The organism is Ligilactobacillus sp. LYQ60, from assembly GCF_045033015.1.
Lineage (GTDB): Bacteria > Bacillota > Bacilli > Lactobacillales > Lactobacillaceae > Ligilactobacillus.
On sequence record NZ_JBJFZV010000001.1, the window covers coordinates 486,624 to 506,567 of the forward strand.

The 19,944-nt window shown below is 48.8% G+C and carries 21 protein-coding genes; all 21 read right to left on the reverse strand.

Annotated features, from left to right (window positions below; genetic code table 11):
• Positions 1-11: 11 nt before the first annotated feature.
• The 21 genes from ACI3EZ_RS02370 to mutS all read right to left on the reverse strand — a co-directional run bounded on the left by ACI3EZ_RS02370 (position 12) and on the right by mutS (position 19,937).
• Positions 12-1,112 carry a hypothetical protein gene (locus ACI3EZ_RS02370; RefSeq protein WP_405024001.1) on the reverse strand — a complete coding sequence of 367 codons (1,101 nt, stop codon included), beginning with the start codon at positions 1,110-1,112 and terminating at the stop codon, positions 12-14.
• Between the two features lie 395 nt (positions 1,113-1,507).
• Complete coding sequence (locus tag ACI3EZ_RS02375) at positions 1,508-1,735, reverse strand: hypothetical protein (RefSeq protein WP_405025385.1); 228 nt, start codon at positions 1,733-1,735, stop codon at positions 1,508-1,510.
• Positions 1,677-2,066: a hypothetical protein gene (locus ACI3EZ_RS02380; protein ID WP_405024003.1), complete on the reverse strand. Its 390-nt coding sequence runs from the start codon at positions 2,064-2,066 to the stop codon at positions 1,677-1,679. Before ACI3EZ_RS02380 ends, ACI3EZ_RS02375 begins: the two co-directional genes overlap by 59 nt.
• Positions 2,067-2,130: 64 nt before the next feature.
• On the reverse strand, positions 2,131-3,585 hold the full coding sequence (zwf, locus tag ACI3EZ_RS02385; RefSeq protein ID WP_405024004.1) for a glucose-6-phosphate dehydrogenase: 1,455 nt from the start codon (positions 3,583-3,585) through the stop codon (positions 2,131-2,133).
• A 185-nt stretch (positions 3,586-3,770) separates the two neighbouring features.
• A complete protein-coding gene (gene fabI, locus ACI3EZ_RS02390; protein ID WP_405025386.1) occupies positions 3,771-4,526 on the reverse strand; it encodes an enoyl-ACP reductase FabI in 756 nt (251 codons plus the stop codon).
• Between the two features lie 18 nt (positions 4,527-4,544).
• Positions 4,545-5,327, reverse strand: coding sequence for a carboxyltransferase subunit alpha (accA, locus tag ACI3EZ_RS02395; protein WP_405024006.1), 783 nt, complete (start codon positions 5,325-5,327; stop codon positions 4,545-4,547).
• Positions 5,320-6,180, reverse strand: coding sequence for an acetyl-CoA carboxylase, carboxyltransferase subunit beta (gene accD, locus ACI3EZ_RS02400; RefSeq protein WP_405024007.1), 861 nt, complete (start codon positions 6,178-6,180; stop codon positions 5,320-5,322). Before accD ends, accA begins: the two co-directional genes overlap by 8 nt.
• Entirely contained in the window at positions 6,180-7,553 is a 1,374-nt protein-coding gene (accC, locus tag ACI3EZ_RS02405) for an acetyl-CoA carboxylase biotin carboxylase subunit (RefSeq protein ID WP_405024008.1), read from the reverse strand. Before accC ends, accD begins: the two co-directional genes overlap by 1 nt.
• A 4-nt stretch (positions 7,554-7,557) precedes the next feature.
• Positions 7,558-8,004, reverse strand: coding sequence for a 3-hydroxyacyl-ACP dehydratase FabZ (gene fabZ / locus ACI3EZ_RS02410; protein WP_405024009.1), 447 nt, complete (start codon positions 8,002-8,004; stop codon positions 7,558-7,560).
• Between the two features lie 2 nt (positions 8,005-8,006).
• Positions 8,007-8,501 (reverse strand): acetyl-CoA carboxylase biotin carboxyl carrier protein, encoded by a 495-nt coding sequence (gene accB, locus ACI3EZ_RS02415; protein WP_405024010.1) that lies wholly within the window; start codon positions 8,499-8,501, stop codon positions 8,007-8,009.
• A gap of 2 nt (positions 8,502-8,503) precedes the next feature.
• Positions 8,504-9,736, reverse strand: a complete 1,233-nt coding sequence (gene fabF, locus ACI3EZ_RS02420) for a beta-ketoacyl-ACP synthase II (RefSeq protein ID WP_405024011.1) — start codon at positions 9,734-9,736, stop codon at positions 8,504-8,506.
• Positions 9,737-9,749: 13 nt separating this feature from the next.
• Complete coding sequence (gene fabG / locus ACI3EZ_RS02425; RefSeq protein WP_405024012.1) at positions 9,750-10,481, reverse strand: 3-oxoacyl-[acyl-carrier-protein] reductase; 732 nt, start codon at positions 10,479-10,481, stop codon at positions 9,750-9,752.
• Positions 10,481-11,422 (reverse strand): ACP S-malonyltransferase, encoded by a 942-nt coding sequence (locus ACI3EZ_RS02430; RefSeq protein ID WP_405025387.1) that lies wholly within the window; start codon positions 11,420-11,422, stop codon positions 10,481-10,483. Before ACI3EZ_RS02430 ends, fabG begins: the two co-directional genes overlap by 1 nt.
• Before the next feature lie 31 nt (positions 11,423-11,453).
• The gene (locus tag ACI3EZ_RS02435; protein WP_283581407.1) at positions 11,454-11,699 is read right to left on the reverse strand and encodes an acyl carrier protein; all 246 of its coding nucleotides are present in this window, start codon (positions 11,697-11,699) and stop codon (positions 11,454-11,456) included.
• Between the two features lie 23 nt (positions 11,700-11,722).
• On the reverse strand, positions 11,723-12,706 hold the full coding sequence (locus ACI3EZ_RS02440; protein ID WP_405024014.1) for a beta-ketoacyl-ACP synthase III: 984 nt from the start codon (positions 12,704-12,706) through the stop codon (positions 11,723-11,725).
• 23 nt (positions 12,707-12,729) lie between these two features.
• Positions 12,730-13,179 carry a 3-hydroxyacyl-ACP dehydratase FabZ gene (fabZ, locus tag ACI3EZ_RS02445; protein ID WP_405024015.1) on the reverse strand — a complete coding sequence of 150 codons (450 nt, stop codon included), beginning with the start codon at positions 13,177-13,179 and terminating at the stop codon, positions 12,730-12,732.
• Positions 13,180-13,365: 186 nt separating this feature from the next.
• Positions 13,366-13,734 (reverse strand): preprotein translocase subunit YajC, encoded by a 369-nt coding sequence (yajC, locus tag ACI3EZ_RS02450; protein WP_405024016.1) that lies wholly within the window; start codon positions 13,732-13,734, stop codon positions 13,366-13,368.
• Between the two features lie 66 nt (positions 13,735-13,800).
• Positions 13,801-14,811 (reverse strand): Holliday junction branch migration DNA helicase RuvB, encoded by a 1,011-nt coding sequence (gene ruvB / locus ACI3EZ_RS02455; RefSeq protein ID WP_405024017.1) that lies wholly within the window; start codon positions 14,809-14,811, stop codon positions 13,801-13,803.
• A 16-nt stretch (positions 14,812-14,827) separates the two neighbouring features.
• Positions 14,828-15,418, reverse strand: a complete 591-nt coding sequence (gene ruvA / locus ACI3EZ_RS02460; RefSeq protein ID WP_405025388.1) for a Holliday junction branch migration protein RuvA — start codon at positions 15,416-15,418, stop codon at positions 14,828-14,830.
• 15 nt (positions 15,419-15,433) lie between these two features.
• Positions 15,434-17,350, reverse strand: coding sequence for a DNA mismatch repair endonuclease MutL (gene mutL, locus ACI3EZ_RS02465; RefSeq protein WP_405025389.1), 1,917 nt, complete (start codon positions 17,348-17,350; stop codon positions 15,434-15,436).
• On the reverse strand, positions 17,334-19,937 hold the full coding sequence (mutS, locus tag ACI3EZ_RS02470) for a DNA mismatch repair protein MutS (RefSeq protein WP_405025390.1): 2,604 nt from the start codon (positions 19,935-19,937) through the stop codon (positions 17,334-17,336). The genes mutL and mutS overlap by 17 nt, the downstream gene beginning before the upstream one ends.
• Between the last annotated feature and the right edge of the window lie 7 nt (positions 19,938-19,944).

The window sequence follows — 19,944 nt, forward strand, 5'->3', positions numbered from 1 at the left end:
CCCTTCACCTCCTAGTTTCCAATATAGGTCAACGAAACTACGTCCGGGTTAATCTCAATCTTTGTCCCCTTCTTTAAGGTTACCGTTGTTGTTTCGTGTTTTTTAAGGCGAGCAAACGTTGTAAGCCCATCCGCCTTTCCAATGTTACCCGAGCCACTCAAAACCCGGACTTTGTACCGCCCGGCTGGTAAGTCTTGCCCCACCGCGTATACGGCTGAACCAAGAATCAGGTTATGGGGCTTGGGGGGCAGCTGAACCCGCTGGAGGTGAACCGCACCACTAGCCACTTCAATCTTCTGGTCTTTCTGGATGGCTACCACCACACTTGTGTAGTGATGCTTCTTCATGTTTGGATGAGCATATAGTGTGAAGTAGTCATAACAATTATTACCATCAAATGACACAATAGATTGATCATCAGCCCTCGTTGTATCACAGTAGGTTACCTGATAAATTCCCGGTTGCACATCAGCGGTTGACCGGACCGAATCACCATTATAGATAAATTGGTCGGCCCGCTCCTGGTTTTTAAGAGGGATTAAGGTGATGGTATCACCCTTACCCCCCTTCAACTTCACTTCCCGGCCAGCAGGTAGGTTTGCTACCCCCTGAATAATGTTATCAGTTTGGGCGCCATTCACATAATAGATGTTATTATGTGCTTCAAACGATAATTCATGAAAATCATCATCAAAATTTTTATTGGCCCGCGTCAACTTGACGGCGTACCGCCCAGGTTTAATCTGGCCATTATTATCTACCGTTGTCTTAATAGTTTGGTCGTCCTGGTCAAAATGAATTACCTGAGGCTGGCCCGCCGTGACTGCTTGCAAATCCGCCCCACTCTTTGCCTGACTAACAAGCTGCTCCCGCTGCTGCTTGTTGGGAGCGGCAATCGCCCGGGGCACCTTTTCCTGAGCTTGTTCAGCCTTCTTATCCGCCTGATCAGTTTTATGGTGTTTCTTAGGCGTACGCCGTTCGGTTTGAGCCATCCGGTGCACATCATGCACCACCGTTCCCATGAAGCTGCCCCCCATAAGAATCACCACAAGTATTAGCCAAAACCACCACCGGCGGTATAGCGGTTTTTTATCGTTCTTAATGGTATACATTGGTGAAACTACTCCTTATCAATTTCTTAACAAACAACCACTTCACAATACCGTATTTTAAATAAAAAGTAAATAATTAACCCCTAATTCCCCGTCACTTTTTCATTGGGACTAACCGAAAAATATTCGGACCGGATTCGAGTTTCTCACCCCGATAAAAAGTAACGACTACACTCGTTCGCTTCCCGTTAGGCTTAATCTTTTTGGTTGTTATCTCATCGCCGTTTTTTCTGGATTTTAACCCGCGCCTTCCCCTGTTCAGCAATTATCCGGTACCGCCCCGCCGGAAGGTCCTTCCCAATTTGGTATTCCATATCTATAAGTAACAATGACCGGGGGTGTTTAAGTGGGGCCAATTACTTAAAACACAACACCCCAGAATCATTCTTAATTTCCTAACCACGATGAAGTGCGACCGTTACTGAATTAAACTGGCGTTTCTTTCGGGGATGTGGCTTTAGGTAGGCCAACCCACCATCCACCTCAATCCCTGCCGGGTCACTATTAGTTGCGGTTAATGTCATCTGATACAATCCTGGACGAATATCCCTTCCAATCCGCCAACTAATGCTGGGATATAAAACCTGACTTCCGCGGAGTTGGCGCTTCAACGGAATGAACATAATTACATCCTCCCGGTTTCCGAAAGCGGTAGGCCCACGAATTTCCCGTAAACCGACTAGCCATATCCTGTTGGAGATCCGGAACACCCAAAACCTGTTCAGAAGCGGGCGCATGGCCATGCGCTCCCGTATACTGTGCCAGTCTTTTAGACGATAAGTGCACCCGTGAGGCAACCGCTGCGGTGCGTTGCACTTCATAGGTCCGTACTTGCCAGATTCTCCACCGGATGCCACCCACACTGCCAATAACGAGTAACATCCCAATGATACACAATATCCAAAAATTACCCCGTAGATAAAACGGGCACCGCTTTTCCTGAACCGAATACATCTACTTTCTCCTTTACTGAATTAAAGGGGCCGTGACAACCGCCACGGCCCCGTAATTTACTTCTTTATTCTGGATCATATACCCAGAACTTTCCGTCCCGGGCCAGCAATTCCATTGCACTCCGGGGTCCCATCGTTCCACAGTCATAATTTGGAAAATCTGCCGGCGTTCCTTCGTCATCCCAGACCTGCTCAATGGCATCCACAAACTGCCACGAATAAAGCAGCTCTTCCAGGTGAGTAAAGTTCATGGCATTCCCGTATAAAACGTCCAAAAGCAGTTTCTCGTAAGCCCCAGGAATTTCGTTTTCGTTGGCCTTAAACTCAAGATTAATCGGCCGGATGGCGAATCCTTGCCCCTCCTTCTTGGTATTGAGCTGCAATGACATCCGAGAATGCGGGTCCGCCTCAATCGACAGCACATTCTGCCGAATTTCACCGTACTTAAAAATTCGTGCTGGCAGGTTCTTAAACACAACGTCCACCCGGGACTGCTTGCACCGCATCCGTTTTCCTGTCCGGAAGTAGATTGGCACCCCAGCAAAACTCATGTTGTCCACGATCAGCTTCCCCGCCACGAACGTTTCGGTCCCAGAGTACTCGTCAACCCCTGTTTCTTCACGGTACCCCTTCATTCCGTTCGCCGCGTCGTACTGACCCCGAACAATGTTTTGCTTAATCTCATCGGCACTGTAAAATTTAAGTGCTTTAAGAGCGCTCATTTTCTCCCGCCGGATATCCTCATCAGTAAATGATGCCGGCGAATTCATCGTTAATAGCGAGACAATTTGTAAGACATGATTCTGAAACATGTCCCGCAAAGCACCTGCTCCTTCATAGTACCCAGCCCGGGTTCCCACCCCAAGCGGTTCGCAAAGCGTAATCTGAATATTATCAATGTAGCGATTATTCCACAAAGCATTAAACAGGTTATTCCCAAAACGCAATGCGGAAATATTCTGAATCATTTCTTTTCCAAGGTAGTGATCAATTCGGAAAATCGATTCCTCCGGGAAGTATTTGCGCAGGTCAGCGTTAAGTTTCCGGGCACTTTCGAGGTCGTTTCCAAATGGTTTTTCAATTACCAACCGATTATACCCTTCCGGGGTTACCAATCCCTGGGTCTTAAGGTGCTTGGCAATCACGCTGAAAAATTTAGGCGACATTGCCATGTAAAAAATTCGGTTTCCCCCAAGCTGGTACTGTTCATTAAGGCGCTCAGCTAGTTGCCGGAGGGTTACGTAGTGCTGCGTATCATTCACGTTATGAGCCTGGTAGTAGAAGTGACTCGCAAACTCGTTCGGATCAATCGTGGTTGGCACTAACTTCCGAATCGAATCCAAGACAACCTCGCGGTAATGATCATCAGTCCACTCCCGGCGAGCAGTCCCAATCACCGCAAAGTCGTCATCAAGAAACCCCTTCCGGTACAGCTTAAAAAGGGACGGATAGAGCTTCCGCCGTGCAAGGTCCCCCGTTCCGCCGAAGATTACGAACAACGCCTTCTGCTTTTTTGTCATTATTATTCTCGCACCACTTTCCAGAGTATTCACCACCATTTTAGCGAGAAACCCACTAATTAACAACAGGACGATTCAAATTCCCCTAACTTTTACCATAAAAAAAGTTGAGACTAACGCCTCAACCTTAACGAAAAACATAATAATATAATTATTGCTCTATTCAGGCCTTAATCACCTAATCATTAAATCAAGTGAACACCCTTATCAACGTAAATTACATCACCAACAACCCCGGTTGACAGATCACTCATCAAAAAGGCGCATAGCCCACCAATTTCCTTAGTTGTTACGGACTGACCATCAACCGTTCGTTCCTTTGAAATCTTCAGCAGATCTGAATGCCCGTGAATCCCCGTAACGGCTAATGTCCGAACTGCTCCGGCAGAAATGGCGTTCACCCGCACGCCGTCCTCGCCCATATCCCGGGCAAGGTAGCGCATGCTTGCTTCCAGCGATGCCTTAGCAATTCCCATTACATTGTAACTTGGAATGGCCCGTTCTGACCCAAAGTAAGTAAGAGTGACAATACTTGCCGGATTATTTAGGATATCCTTCCCGTACTTTGCAACGGCAATTAGGGAGTATGCCGATATATCATGAGCAAGCGCAAAGCCATCACGACTTGTATTTAAAATGCTTCCCTCGAGCTCCTCTTTTTTGGCAAACGCAATTGCATGAACAATGCCGTCAACTTTGCCAAAACGCTCCTTCACGGTTTTAAATGCCTGCTGAATACTTTCATCATTAGCAGCATCACATTCTACGAGCCGATTATCATCCTCAACCAACCGGCTCACTCCACGCTTCATCCGCTCATTCTGGTAGGTGTAAATAATCTCCGCACCCTGCTCTTCCATTACCTGCGCACATCCCCAGGCAATGGAGCGTTTATTGGCAACCCCCATAACGAGAATCTTTTTTCCTGATAATAATCCCACTTTCCATTACTCCTTTACTTAAAACTTCCGATAGCGTTGCTTCCGCCGCTCAAGCAGTTCAGTCGTTGTCATCCGTTGCAGCCGGGGTAACTCACGTTTAAGGACGTCAGCAATATTCCGCACAACTTTCTTGTGCGAACCAGGTTCGGGAATAATTCCCTCAATAACCTGCTGCTTTAATAGCGCCTGGGGTGTCAATTGAAGAAGCTCAGCAGCTTCCGCTGAACGACTGCTGTCCTTCCACAGAATTGATGCAAATCCCTCTGGTGATAAAACCGAGTACATTGAATCTTCAAGCATCCACACCTCATCACCACAGGCCAAGGCAAGGGCCCCGCCGCTTCCTCCTTCACCAAAAATAATGGTGATCATGGGAACCGGTACGGTACTTAACTCAAGAAGATTCCGTGCAATAGCCTCGCCCTGACCGTTTTCCTCTGCCGCTTGTCCCGGATACGCTCCAGACGTATTAACAAGCGCAACAACCGGCCGGTGAAACTTAGCCGCCTGCATAATTAACCGCCTGGACTTCCGGTAACCAGCCGGTAGCGGACTTCCAAAGTTCTTGGCAATCCGCTCCTCGGCGCTTGTTCCCTTATCCGTTGCAATTAAGGTCACCGGCTGTTGGTTGAATATCCCAATTCCACCGATAACAGCCTGGTCATCCCCGTTCCCACGGTCACCGTGGAGTTCCATGAACTCACTGCATAAGCCGCGAATCAGTTCTGGGGTCGTAATCTTTTTTGGCCCCCGGGCGGCAGCAACAATGGCCGCCGCTGTTTGCTTATCACCTTTAGCCATTGTTTCTTCCTCCCATCACATTATACTTCAAAAGCCACGCAACCGTTGCGCGCATTTTATCCCGCGGGACAATCGCATCGATAAATCCATCCTTTAAAACCGTCTCAGCATCCTGAAGATCAGCCGGAACTTTCTGGTGCATTGTCTGTTCAATTACCCGTTTCCCAGCAAAACCTACTAACGAACGAGGTTCTGCGAGGATAATATCACCCTGCATCGCATAACTTGCCGTAACTCCCCCGGTCGTCGGATCACACAAGACCGTTAAATAAAAGAGCCCTGCATCGCCATGATCCTTCACCGCCCGGGAAATCTTGGTCATTTGCATCAGGGAAACAATTCCTTCCTGCATGCGCGCGCCGCCAGATGACGTGAACAAAACAACGGGTAACTGTTCTCGGGTTGCCCGTTCAAAAAGCCGTGTGATTTTTTCACCAGTGACTCCGCCAAGGGAACCCATAATAAACTGGGGATCCATGATTCCCAAGGCACACCGCTGCTTCTTAATCATTGCTACTCCGGTCAAAACCGAATCATTGAGATTTGTTTTTGCCTGACAGACAGCAATCTTATCGCGGTATCCCGGAAAGGATAACGGGTCATTCGTCTGAAGGTCTGCATCATACTCGGTAAACTGGTTCTTATCAACCAACCAACTTAACCGTTCCCGGGCACCGATTCGAAACCCGTACCCGCACTGAGGGCAAACCTTATACTTCCCTAATTCCTTATGGTAAACCGTTTGGTGACACTTTGGACACGCTTGCCATAGTCCCTCGGGCACCTTATCCATGGCCTCCTTATCAGCCTTAACGTGTTGGCTGCGGAGGGTCTTCAAGTCAAACAGTCGCATTATTTATCACCCATCTTCTTTTTCCAACGCGGCAAAACCTGTGTCTCGACGTAATCCGTCGTAAATGTCCCAGCCCGAAAAACCGGGTCTTTTAATATTTCAAGGTGGAACTGCTGGTTAGTGGTAACCCCTTCGACGCGCATTTCCTTAAGTAACCGCGTCATTTTGGCAATTGCTTCAGCCCGATCGTGCCCCCATGCAACCACCTTGGCAATCATCGCATCATAGTATGGTGAAATGGTTGCTCCCGGGTACAGCTCAGAGTCAATTCGAACACCGAGATTTCCAACCGGCAGGTACAACTTTGTGACCTTTCCAACCGCCGGCATAAAATCCCGTTGGGGGTCTTCGGCGTTAATCCGACATTCAATCGCGTGTCCAGAAATCTGCACATCATCCTGCGTAAACGGTAAGTCGCCGCCAGCAGCAACAATAATTTGGGCCTTTACGAGGTCAATCCCAGTAATCATTTCTGAAATCGTATGCTCAACCTGAATTCGAGTGTTCATTTCCATGAAGTAGAAGTGGTGCTCCTGATCCATTAAAAACTCAATCGTCCCGGTATTCAAATAATCAATCGCTTCGGTTGCGCGTAGGGCAATCTCACCGAGGTGCGCCCGCTCAGCTGTCGTTAACTGACTACACGGGCTTTCCTCAATCATTTTTTGCTTATTTCGTTGAACAGAACAATCCCGTTCCGGGAAATACGCCATATGTCCACTCCTATCCCGGAACACCTGCACCTCAATGTGTTTGACATTGGTCATAATCTTTTCAAGGTACATCCGCCCATCGCCAAACGCACTCTGAGCTTCGCGCTGCGCATTATTAAACGCCGCTACCAGATTCTCTTTCCGGTCAACCCGGCGAATACCCTTACCGCCACCACCAGCTGCTGCCTTGAGCATTACCGGATAACCAACCTTAGCCGCCACCTTAAGCGCCTCATCCGCATCGGCAATAAACCCATCGCTCCCCGGAATTACGGGAACCGCACTCTGCTGCATCCGTACCCGGGCGTTGGCCTTATTTCCCATTAACTCGATGGTTTCCGAACGCGGTCCAATGAACGTAATCCCACAAGCCTCACACATTTCAACAAATTCGCTGTTCTCTGAAAGAAATCCGAATCCAGGATGGATCGCCTCTGCCCCAGTGCCAACAGCCGCCGCAAGGATATTCTTCATGTTTAAATACGAATCCTGCGGCCGGTTTCCGCCAACACAGACAGCTTCATCAGCCAATTGAACATGCAGGCTGTGTTGATCCGCTACCGAGTATACCGCAACCGTTTTAATTCCCATTTCCTTTAAGGAACGAATAATTCGAACAGCAATCTCGCCCCGGTTAGCAACCAATACTTTCTTAAACATGCACTTACCGCCCCGTCTCTTCGTCATCACCGATAAAGAACGTCAACGTTGCCGAGCAAGCTTTCTTGCCATTGACCGTTGCGATTCCCTTTCCGGTACCGATATTATGCTTCAACTTTTCGAGCGTTACTTCCAGGCGTAACTGATCACCCGGCCGAACAATCCGCCGAAACTTGGCGTTTTTAATGCCGCCAAAAAACGCCGTTTTCCCCTTAAATTCCGGTTGTGACAGTAACGCCACCGCTCCGGTCTGCGCCAACGACTCAACAATCAGCACTCCCGGAAGGACCGGATTATCCGGAAAATGGCCATTAAACACTTCTTCGTGGGCTGTCACATTCCGAATAGCAACCGCCTTTTCACCAGGAACAATTTCTTCAATCCGGTCAATTAGTAAGAACGGATAACGGTGCGGAATAATCTTTTTAATTTCATTAATGTCCATTCCCATTGTTATCCCTCCGTTACGCGGAAGAGGGGTTGATCAAATTCAACAAGGTCTTCATTATCAACAAGGACCTCCGCAATCACCCCGTCAACGTCACTCTTAATCTCCGTCATCATCTTCATTGCCTCGATGATGCAAACAACGTCGCCCTTATGAACAGGCTGACCAACCGTCACGTAAGCGGGACTATCTGGCTTAGCCTGTAAGTAAACCGTCCCTACCATCGGCGCCTTAATTACGGGGCCTTCTTGTTGGGTTGCCTTAGCTTGAACCGGTTCTTCTTTTGGTTGAGAAACTTCAACCGGTTGCGTTGGTTTAACCGGTGCTGGAGCTACTGGCTGGCTAGCTGGCGCTACTACCGGGGAATCGTTTCCGTCCTGTTGTGGCGCATCATTCTTACTCAGCCGAATCCGAAATCCATTTTCTTCGGTAATCTCCAATTCCCGGGTCGGGGACGCATTAAACTCCGCCATTAAGTCCTTAATTTCATTAAAATTCACGCTTAGTCACTCCATTTTTTAAATGCTAGTACCGCATCATGCCCCCCAAAGCCAAGGGAGTCACTCATCGCATACTCTAAATCAGGGGCCTTGGTCCCAGGTTCAGTTACCACGTTAATCTGACATTCCGGATCCTGCTTGGTCATCCCCATGTTCGGCGGAAGTTCCCCCCGTTGAAGAGCGGCAACCGTTGCAACGGCCTCAACCGCCCCAGCTGCTCCTAAGAGGTGACCGGTCATTGATTTGGTACTTGAAACCTGCAGGTCACTATTAGTCCCAAACGCAAGGTTAATTGCCTTTGCTTCACCAACATCATTGGCGTGCGTAGCCGTTCCGTGAGCATTTAGGTAGCCGACCTGGTCAGGGGTAACCCCCGCTTCATCCATAGCCTGCTTAAGTGCCCGGGCCGCACCGGCCCCGGTTGGATCAGGAGCAGTGATGTGGTAAGCGTCACACGTGCTTCCATAACCAACAACCTCGGCTAAAATTTTCGCTCCCCGGGATACTGCGTGGTCGTAACTTTCAAGGACAAGAGCAGCGGCTCCTTCACCGAGCACAAAACCACTCCTGTTTTCATCAAACGGCGTAGATGCCTTCAGCGGATCACTCTCCCTGGATAATGCCGTAAGGGAGGCAAAACCCGCGATTCCAATCATATCGATTGGTGCTTCTGCGCCACCAGTAATCATCACCTCAGCACGGTCTTCCTTAATCTGCCGGAAAGCCTCACCGATTGAATTGGTTGCCGTTGAGCACGCCGTTACAATCGTCATACACGTATTTTTCGCACCAAGCCGAATTGCAATGTTGCCGGCCCCCATGTTCGGAATAATTTCCGGAACGAACAGCGGCGAGACCGCCCGGGGACCCCGCTTCCCCATTTTTAAAATCTGCTTTTGGATGGTAGAAAGGCCGCCAATTCCGGTTCCAAAAATTACCCCCATATCTTCCCCGCGGGTGTTTTCAGGGGTGATTCCAGCTTGCTCAACTGCCTCTAACGCCGTATGAACCGAGTACTGTGAAAAGAGGTCCATCCGCCGCCCTTCCCGGCCAACACGGTCCTTATAATCAAACCCGTCAACCTGACCAGCCACGCTAATTCCGGTATCCGTGGCATCAAACTTAGTAATTGGCTTAATACCAACCTTCCCCGCAAACGTGTTTTCAATAAATTCATCCCGGGTAATTCCGTTTGGCGCAACAACGCCCATCCCCGTTACAACGACTCTCGCCATGCTATCCCTCCAACTAAATTGTCATTCCGCCATCCACGGAAATTACCTGACCAGTTACGTAATCACTCTTAGCCAGGAACAAGGCAACGTCCGCTACATCATCGGGCGTTCCGAACCGCTTTAACGGAATTTGTTCCATAATTTGCTTCTTAACCTTATCGCTTAAGGCATCGGTCATATCAGATTTAATCATCCCAGGAGCAATGCAGTTACACCGAATCCCCCGCAAAGCACCTTCCCGGGCAGTTGTTTTCATTAAACCAATTACCCCCGCCTTACTTGCGGCATAACTTGCTTGGCCAACATTGCCGTGTAACCCAACAACACTTGCCATATTAATGATGCACCCTGAACGTTGCTTGTTCATCCGCTTCATGAACAGTTTAGTCATCAAAAACGTTCCTTTCAGGTTAACGTTGATTACCTGTTCAAAGTCAGCTTCTTTCATCCCCACAAGCAGGGTATCCTTAGTAATTCCGGCATTGTTAACTAAAACATCAACCCGACCAAACGCCTCAAAGGCTTCCTTTGTCATTCGCTTAACGTCTTCTGCCTTTGAAATGTCACCCAGTACCGTTGCGTACTGTACTCCATATTCGTTGAGTTGGTCAATTAATTCGTCTGGGATCCCCTTCCGGCCGTTTAAAATCACCTTGCAACCTTCAGCGGCAAATCGCACGGCCATCTGTGCCCCCAGTCCCCGGGACGAACCCGAGATAAATACAACCTGATCCTTTAATTTCATTACTCTTCCCCCCGTAACATCGCTAGCAGTTGCTGGTATCCATCCAAACTATCAACGTGGTACCGCGTCACCTGCCGGTCAATCTGCTTGGTAAACTTACTAAGCGTCTGTCCTGGCCCCACCTCAATGGTTGCCGTAATCCGTTCTTTAGTAATCATAAATCGAACACAATCAGCAAAGTGGGTCGGCGTGCTAACCTGCTTGGTGAGCACCGCCGCAATTTCATCCTTTTCAAATGGTCTTCCCGTGGTGTTGCTAATTACCGGATAATCAGGCTGACAATACGTAAGTCGCGGCAATACCGCCGCCAACTTCTGCTGCGTATTTACAAAAAGCGGGGTGTGAAACGCCCCGCTTACCTTTAATGGAACCACGCGCCGCACACCAGCATCCCTTAATTGTTTGCTTGCTGCGGCTACTGCAGCCTGATCACCACCAATGACAACTTGCTTCGGGGAATTATAATTAGCAATCACGACCTGATTGCCCTGATCAGAGCACGCCGCACATACCTGTCTAACCTGCTCAACATCAGGATTTAATACCGCTGCCATTGCTCCTGGCCGGGCATCGGCGTCTGCTTGCATTGCTGCCGCCCGAGCCCGTAAAACATCCATTCCGGCGTTAAACGGCATCGCGCCACCCGCAATCAATGCAGCGTACTCACCAAGCGATAAACCCACCATTCCGCCAACGGCAAGCGTGGGCACATCCCGTTTGAGCATCGCTATTAATCCGAGTTCGACAGCAACAATGGCTGGTTGAACATACTTCGTTTCGTTTAGCCGGTCCTCATCACTGAGGACTGCAGCAACGTCGTAACCTACATGCGGACTCGCCGCATCAACAACCTTTCGGAATAAGTCATCATTTGCGTACAGATCACAACCCATTCCTGCATACTGGGCCCCCTGACCACTAAATAAAATCCCGAATTTCATGGTGTTCAGTTCCTATCTAAATCAAATTAAATTAGTCCTTAGCGTCAAGTTCCTTCTTAACGTACTTAACAACGTCCTCAACCGTCGTGATATCTTCGTCGGCCTCCAGCTCAATTTCGAACTCGTCTTCAAGTTCGCTCATGATTTCGAAGAGGTCTAAGCTATCAGCATCCAAATCGTCCTTGATGTTCGTCGTCAGCGTAATCTTCGCCTTGTCAACGTCTAATTCTTCGGCTGCAATTTCCTGTACCTTAGCAAAAATTTCTTCTTCAGTCATTGATATAACTCCTTTACCATGATTTAGAATCGAATAATTTGTGTTCCCACAGTCAGACCACCGCCAAAACCACTCAGCGCAATCACTGCTCCAGGGCGGAGCGTCCCTCGGGTCACCAGTTCGTCCAGTAAGAGCGGAATACTTGCTGCAGATGTGTTTCCATACTTCGCAATATTTACTGGGAACTTGGCAACCGGCTGACCAATTTTTTTAGCAATCACATCTATGATACGATAATTTGCTTGATGTAGCAAAAAATAGTCGACATCAGCGGCAGTCATCCCTGCCGCTTCCAATGTCGTCATTAGCGACCGTGCAACTTCGTTTGTTGCAAACCGGTAGACGGCATGCCCGTCCATTGTAAACGGAGCATACTCCCACCGCTGTTGCTGCGGAGGAAACGACTGCAAGGGGGCTGTCTGCCCTGCTTGTAGTTTATCATATGCCGTTCCGTCCGCCCACATCTGGCCAGCCAGAAATGCGGCACTTTCATCATTAGGCTGCGTTTCCAAAAGAACCCCAGCAGCACCGTCTCCAAACAACACTGCAGTTCGCCGATCCTGCCAATCTACCAACTTGGATAACACCTCGCCCCCAATAACAAGGGCCCGACGTGCTCCAGTTGCCAGAAATCGCTGGGCAACCTGGAGACCGTACACAAATCCAGAACATGCAGCGGAAAGATCAAAGCATGCAGCGTTAACCGCCCCGATCCGTCCCTGAACGATTGCCGCTGTCGCTGGCGTACATGCATCGGGTGACATTGTTCCCACGATAATCAAATCCAAACTTGCAGGGTCCCATCCACTCCGCGCTAGCATTTGCTGAGCTGCCCGGGTGCACAAATCAGCGGTGTTTTCGCCGGTACTAATGTGGCGGGACTCAATTCCCGTCCGCGGCCTAATCCACTCATCTGACGTATCCAAAAACGTACTCAAATCATCATTCGTTACGATCCGCTCTGGAACTGCCGCTCCCGTTGCCACAATTTTAATTCCCGTTTTCATTCCCTTACTCCCATTACAATTACCTACTGTCGCCGTTCTTGGTTATCAACAATGAAGACCAACTCACCGCTACAAGCTTTTTTATCATCAGCAAGCGTCGCGGTGAAGCGAACAATTCCCATGTTACGTCGTTGTTTAATAATTTCAACGGTAAAATGAAGAATTGCCCCAGGACGTACCATTTGCCGAAACTTAACCTTATTGGCAGCACCCAGGTACGCGGTTTTATTCTTAAAAGCTGGTGATTTTAAAATCAAAATGGAAGCAACCTGTGCAGCAGTCTCAACGATTAACACCCCAGGCATTACCGGATTTCCTGGAAAATGTCCCCGAAAGTAATCTTCATTAATGGTGACATTTTTCGTTGCCCGAATCATCTTGTCCGGAACGATCTCGTCAACGTAATCAACGTAGCAAATCGGACTTCTATTAGGGATCAAGTCCATAATCTCCTGCGCGTTCATCACTGGCATCACACGCACCTTCCTTTCATCGAGCTATTGTTTAGCTCCACAAAGTACTCTACCTCATTATTATAAGGTTGTCAAATCATATCAATAAACATTATTTTTCTGAAAGATACTAGAGGGAAAGAAAACCATCTGTATAACATAATAAAAGCGCCTCTTCTGTCAAAGAGACGCTTTTATTGCAATTAATTACTTCGCGTTATAAGAATTATCCTCCGCCGCATCGGCGTCATCCTGTTGCTCTTCCTTATCTTTTTCAGCAAGTTCTTTATCAACGGAAATCTCGTCACCCGCCGTTGCCGGAATCACGTTCATTACGGCATTTACGTCAAACGTCAAGTAAATCCCGTCACAATCAACGGAAATCGTCCCATCCGCTTTATTAATCTTGTCAATCTTTCCGTGTAACCGGCTAATCATGACAACGTGATCCCCAACATGTAAGTTGTTAATCATTTCCTGGTGCTGCTGTTGCTGCTTTTTTTGTGGCCGAATCATGATGAAGTACATCAAAACGAAAAGAACCACAAACATTATGATGGTCGTAACCGAGCCCATTAATAACACTCCTTAGTTATAGTCTAAACATAACCATACCAAAAACGACCGCTCTTGCCAACCGTCCTAACCTCGCTTATACGGAATCCCTAAATGCTCGTAAGCTGCCGGTGTTACTACCCGTCCCCGCGCCGTTCGTTTCAAGAACCCAATTTGCATAAGGTACGGCTCAATCATATCCGCTACTGTTTCTGCCTCTTCGCCCGTATTAGCCGCAATCGTGGTTAGCCCAACGGGGCCACCACCATATAATTCAATCATTGTGGTAAGAACCCGCCGGTCGTTTTCATCCAGTCCGCGTTCATCAATACGTAATAATTGAAGGGCATAATCCACAATTTCAGGGTCAACCGTTTCCTTCCCAGCAACCTCCGCAAAATCCCGTACCCGCTTAAGAAGGCGGTTTGCAATCCGCGGGGTCCCCCGGGACCGCTGAGCAATCGCATGAGCCCCTTCCCGACTTATCGCCGTGTGCAATACTTGCGCTGACCGGCAAATAATCGCCACCAGGTCATCCTCGGTGTAATACTGCATATGACCGTTAATCCCAAACCGGTCTCGCAGCGGTGCCGCCAACATTCCTGCGCGGGTGGTCGCCCCGATGAGGGTAAACGGCGGAAGCGGAAAGTGAACGGCGTGGGCACCAGCATCCTGACCAACAACAATATCAATGTAATAGTCTTCCATGGCCGAATACAAGATTTCTTCGACGTTCTTGGGAAGACGGTGAATTTCATCAATAAATAATACGTCTCCCGGCGTCAATTCATTAAGAAGCGCCACTAGATCACCCGGCCGTTCGATTGCCGGGCCACTCGCCTGCTTAAGGCTAACTCCTAACTCGTTAGCGATAATTACGGCCATCGTTGTTTTCCCGAGCCCCGGCGGACCGTATAGTAAAACATGGTCTAACGCTTCTTCCCGCTGTCTAGCAGCCTTGATGTAAACTCCGATCTCTTGTTTGAGCTTATTTTGCCCGATGTAATCACCCAATGTTTGGGGACGTAACGAACCTTCCCCTTGTTCCTCAGTCGCATCACTGTTTACAGCCGAAACTAACCGTTCTTCATCATCCATTCGATCCCTCCTCTCGTTAATTCATCATCAACCGGAGCGCTTCTCTAAGATACTCATCAGTCGACTGACCCTCAAAGTCACGAAGCTTCTTGGTCACCCGCTTAACCTCCGCTTTAGTATATCCCAGGGCACTTAAAGCAGCCACCGCCTCTCGGAGAGCCGGATCATCGGTGGGTGGTTGAACAACTTCCTTATTAGGCGATTCAACGGCTACCGGCGCCAGCTTCCCTTTAAGATCCAAGATAATCTGTTTGGCGGTCTTCTTACCAATCCCCGGGTACTTAACCAAATAATTTACGTTATCCGCCTCAACGGCCGCAATGAAACCGGCATGGTCTTCGTTGGCTAAAATTGCCAGCGCACTCTTAGGACCAATTCCTGCAACACTAATCAGACGTAAGAAAAGTTCTTTTTCTTCCAGGGAGCTAAAGCCATAGAGCGTAACGGCCGTATCACGGACAGCCTGATACACGTATACCCGCTGTTTTTCATTTTCACAAAACCGAAACGGATTCGCTACCTGCACCCGATAACCAACGCCTGCCACATCCACAACAATGTATCCGGGGGTTATAGCAGTAATTAACCCCGTTAAGTACTCATACATGGTTTCCCTCCTTAATCACTGGTTCCACGACCGCTTACTATGGTGGGGATCTTGAATTCGCTTAAACATTCGCTGCAACTCATTGGCCGTGAAATGGATCGTTGTGGGCCTGCCGTGGGGGCAGTTATACGGATTAGTACACTCCGCTAAATGAGCCAAAAGAGCTTGTCCTTGCGCCGGCTCAAGATGATGATTTGCCTTAATCGCTCGTTTACAGCTAGCCATGGCCAACGCCGCTTCCCGTAACCGGGCCAAGGTAATCTTTCGGTGAGTAATCACAGTATCCACAATCGTCCTAATTTGTTCAGCAACATCAGCCCTGCCCATCCATGTCGGGTGTTCCCGTACAATAAACGTGTTCTGACCAAAATCCGTTAACGTTAACCCCAACTGTTTTAAATCACCTAAGCGCTCACTCACAATTAGTGCGTCACTCGCGGGGTAACTTAACACCACCGGCACAAGCAATTCTTGCATTGAAACGTGTTCATTTGCTGCAGCAGTAGTGATTTCTTCGTACTTCACCCGTTCATGGGCCGCATGCTGATCGATCAAGTATAATCCATCAGCGCCCTCAGCTAACAAATACGTCCCGTGAACCTGTCCAAGATACTGCAACCGGGGAAAGCGTTCACCCTCATGTACCTTACCGTTTTCGCCACTAACCTTTACCTGATAGTGCCGATCCCACGCCTGCATTATTGGACTGGTAAGGTCTGCCCGACTCTTAATTGTAATGGTAGCCGGGTGATCATCCGTAGCAACAACTTGCTCCTTCTGCGCGCGGGAAGGCGCGACAGGAGAAGCCCCCATTACTGCGGCGTGTACCCGATTACGAACCGCTTGGGCATGAAGGCTGGTCTGAAAATCCAGCTGCTGGCTATGTTTTGTTCGGGAAGAACTTTCCCAGTGACCATGATGACCAGTAGCGGCAGGAATTAAATTCGCACCTGCGAGCCCCTCCTGAATCGCAGCGGTAATCAATGTTACCAACTGATCTTCCTTACTTAACCGTACTTCCTGTTTAGTAGGATGTACGTTCACATCCACTAATAACGGGTCAAGTTGAATATTAATTACCGCAATGGGAAACCGCCCCACCATTAACTTTGTGCCGTATCCCTCCTGAATTGCCGCCCGCAACACAGGATTAATCACCGTTCGGCCGTTAATCAGGGTTGTCATGTATTTCTTAGCCGCACGGGTCATCGTGGGTTTGGCAATGTACCCGGTAACGTGAAAATCAAGGTCCTGCTGATCAACCGCAAGCATTTCCCGGGCAACCCGGACGCCGTAGACCGCACTAATGACCTGTTGCATTTTACCGTTCCCGGCAGTTTGCAGCAAAGTCCGCCCGTTATTAACCAACCTAAACGAAATTTCCGGGTGACCAAGAGCCATCCGACTAAGAAGGTCACTGGTATGGGCGAGTTCGGTCGCAGGCGCTTTAAGGTACTTTAACCGGGCGGGAGTGTTATAAAACAACCCCGCAACGGTCACCACAGTTCCCGGACGATGCGCCGTTGGCTCGAAGGCCACCTGCTCGCCACCCTTAATGCGAATCATGGTCGCCGCCTGCGCTTCCTTAGTCGCCGTTGTGAGCGTCACGTCCGCGACTGACGCAATACTTGGCAACGCTTCGCCCCGAAAACCAAGGGTATGCACCCGAAACAAGTCGGTGCGGTCCGTGATTTTGCTTGTCGCATGCCGCCGAAATGCCACCGGAACATCCTCGCCGGCAATCCCCGTCCCGTTATCAGTTACCGTAATCGTCTTTAATCCGGCATCCGTCAACTCAACCGTTATCCGTTGAGCGTGGGCATCAATCGCATTTTCAACCAGCTCCTTTACCACCGAAGCCGGCCGCTCAATTACCTCCCCGGCAGCAATTTGGTTCGCCAGATTTTCGGGAAGCTCATGAATTCGTGTCATCACTACCACCTCCCTGAAGTTGTTGTTGCCACTTGTAAAGAATGTTCATCGCATCAAGGGGCGTCATTCCCATTAAGTTTAATTGCCGTAACTCAGTCACAATCGGATCAGCAACTGTATCCTTTTTCGAATGCGGAACCAAAGACGTTTCCGGAACAAACAACGATAGCTGCTCATCTGCTTTCGCTTCCGGAACCGCCGGCTGCGAATCACCCGCTTTTTCCAACTGTTGTAAAATCACGGTTGCTCGCTTAATTAATGATTCTGGCATTCCCGCCAGCTTAGCAACGTGAATCCCATAAGATTTATCGGCCGGCCCTGGTGCCACTTTATGCAAAAAAATTAACTTTCCGTCCCGTTCAACCGCCCCAACGTGCACGTTTTTGAGGTGCGAAAGTTGCGCCGTTAATTGCGTGAGTTCGTGATAATGGGTGGAAAAGAGTGTTTTAGCACGCACATGCTCATGAACATATTCGATAATTGCCTGGGCAAGCGCCATGCCATCATACGTCGCCGTCCCTCGTCCAAGTTCATCAAAGAGCAACAGGCTATTAGCGGTGGCGTTACTTAGCGCTGCGTTAGCCTCCTGCATCTCAACCATGAACGTCGAATTTCCCGCAATTAAGTCATCCGCCGCCCCAATCCGAGTAAAAATTTGATCAAACAACGGTAACTGTGCTTTTTTAGCCGGAACATAACATCCTATCTGTGCCATAATCACCGTAAGGGCAACCTGCCGCATATAGGTACTTTTCCCGGACATGTTCGGCCCGGTAATCAGTAAAATCTGTGCATCCTGCGTCAATTGCACGTCATTGGGAACGTACTCTTCCGTCCCAATTACCTTAGCAATTACAGGATGCCATCCCTGCTCAATTACCATGTCCTTGTGCTTGAGATCGAACGTTGGGCAAACAAACTGTCCCTCCTCGCTTACCGTAGCAAAACTTTGAAGAACATCAAGTTGGGCAACGGCTGCTGCTAAACGTTGTAATCGCGGAATGGCCTGTTTAATTTGCTCCCGAATTTCCATAAAGAGCTGGTGTTCAAGAGCAACGGCATGGTCCTCAGCTCCAAGAATCAGTTGTTCTTTTTCCTTTAATTCAGGCGTAATAAACCGCTCAGCATTAACCAACGTTTGTTTCCGCTGGTACCGGCCCCGTGGAACCTTATCAAGATGGGCCCGGGAAACCTCGATATAGTAACCAAAAACACGGTTAAACCCAATTTTAAGCTTACTAATTCCGGTTGTTTTCCGTTCCTGCTGCTCTAGGTCAGCAATCCATTGCTTCCCGTTCGTCATTGCCTCCGTATACTCGTCAAGTTGCGCACTATACCCCGGTCGAATAAGCCCTCCGGCGGTAATGGTCACGGGCGGATCATCAACGATTGCATGGTGGATAAGGTCCGTAACGTCACTTACCGGATCCAAATCATCCAATAATGCCGTAAACGCTCCAGTATCAAGTTCGGTAACAATGTGCCGGAGTTGGGGAATATGTTCCAAAGACGTTCGGAGTTGCACCAAGTCACGCCCATTAACGTTTCCCAGGGCAACCCGCCCAACCAGTCGTTCTAGGTCGTATACGTGAGTTAATTCTTCCTGCAGGGCCGAACGCTCCATAAAGTTTTCCAGTAATACGGTCACCCGCTCCTGCCGGTCATGAATTACCGAAGCGTCAAGCAATGGCCGGCGAATCCACTGGTGAAGCATCCGTCCCCCCATTGCCGTCTTGGTTTTATCCAACAACCATAATAACGTCCCTGCTTTTTTCCCCGTCCGTGAATTTTTCACCAAATCAAGGTTAGTTACGGCAGAATGGTCGAGCTTTAAAAACGCTGTTGGGGTATAACTAACTGCCCGTTTAAGGTGAGTAAGCGCCCGCTTTTGGGTGACAATGAGGTAGGAAACAAGGTGCTTAACTGCCGCCAATTCATTCTGGTCAGTTAACCCCTGACTAGCAAATCCTACCTCAGCATGATCACTAACCTGAATTTGTGTTGACTGTAATATGCGGAGTTTTTTTAACTGCTTCTTAGTTGCAGTCGTAACGCTTTCATCCAGGACAACTTCTTTAGTTTGTAAACTGATTAGTTCATTTACCACTGCAGGCAGATCAGTGAGGTGGGTAACCTGCAATTCACCGGTGGATAAGTCAACGTAAGCCAAGCCAACCGCATCCTGTGATTCGTGGAGCGCTGTTAGGTAATTATTGTCCTTGGCGTTGGTCTCCGTCTGACCAACCAACGTTCCTGGAGTAATGAGTTGGACAACCTCCCGTTTAACCATTCCCTTTACTAGCTTGGGATCCTCCATCTGTTCACAAATCGCAACCTTGTACCCCTGGTCAACTAAAATATCAATGTAATTCTGCACTGCGTGGTGGGGTACCCCGCACATTGGCACCTTTTCCTTTGATTGCTTATTCCTAGCAGTGAGGGTTAGTTCCAGAAGCTGGGCACCCTTCACCGCATCGTCATAAAACATTTCGTAAAAATCGCCAAGCCGGTAAAACAAAAATGCATCCGGATACTGTTTTTTTATCGCCAGATACTGTTCCATCATTGGCGTTGTCTTTTTTGCCATCGCTTCT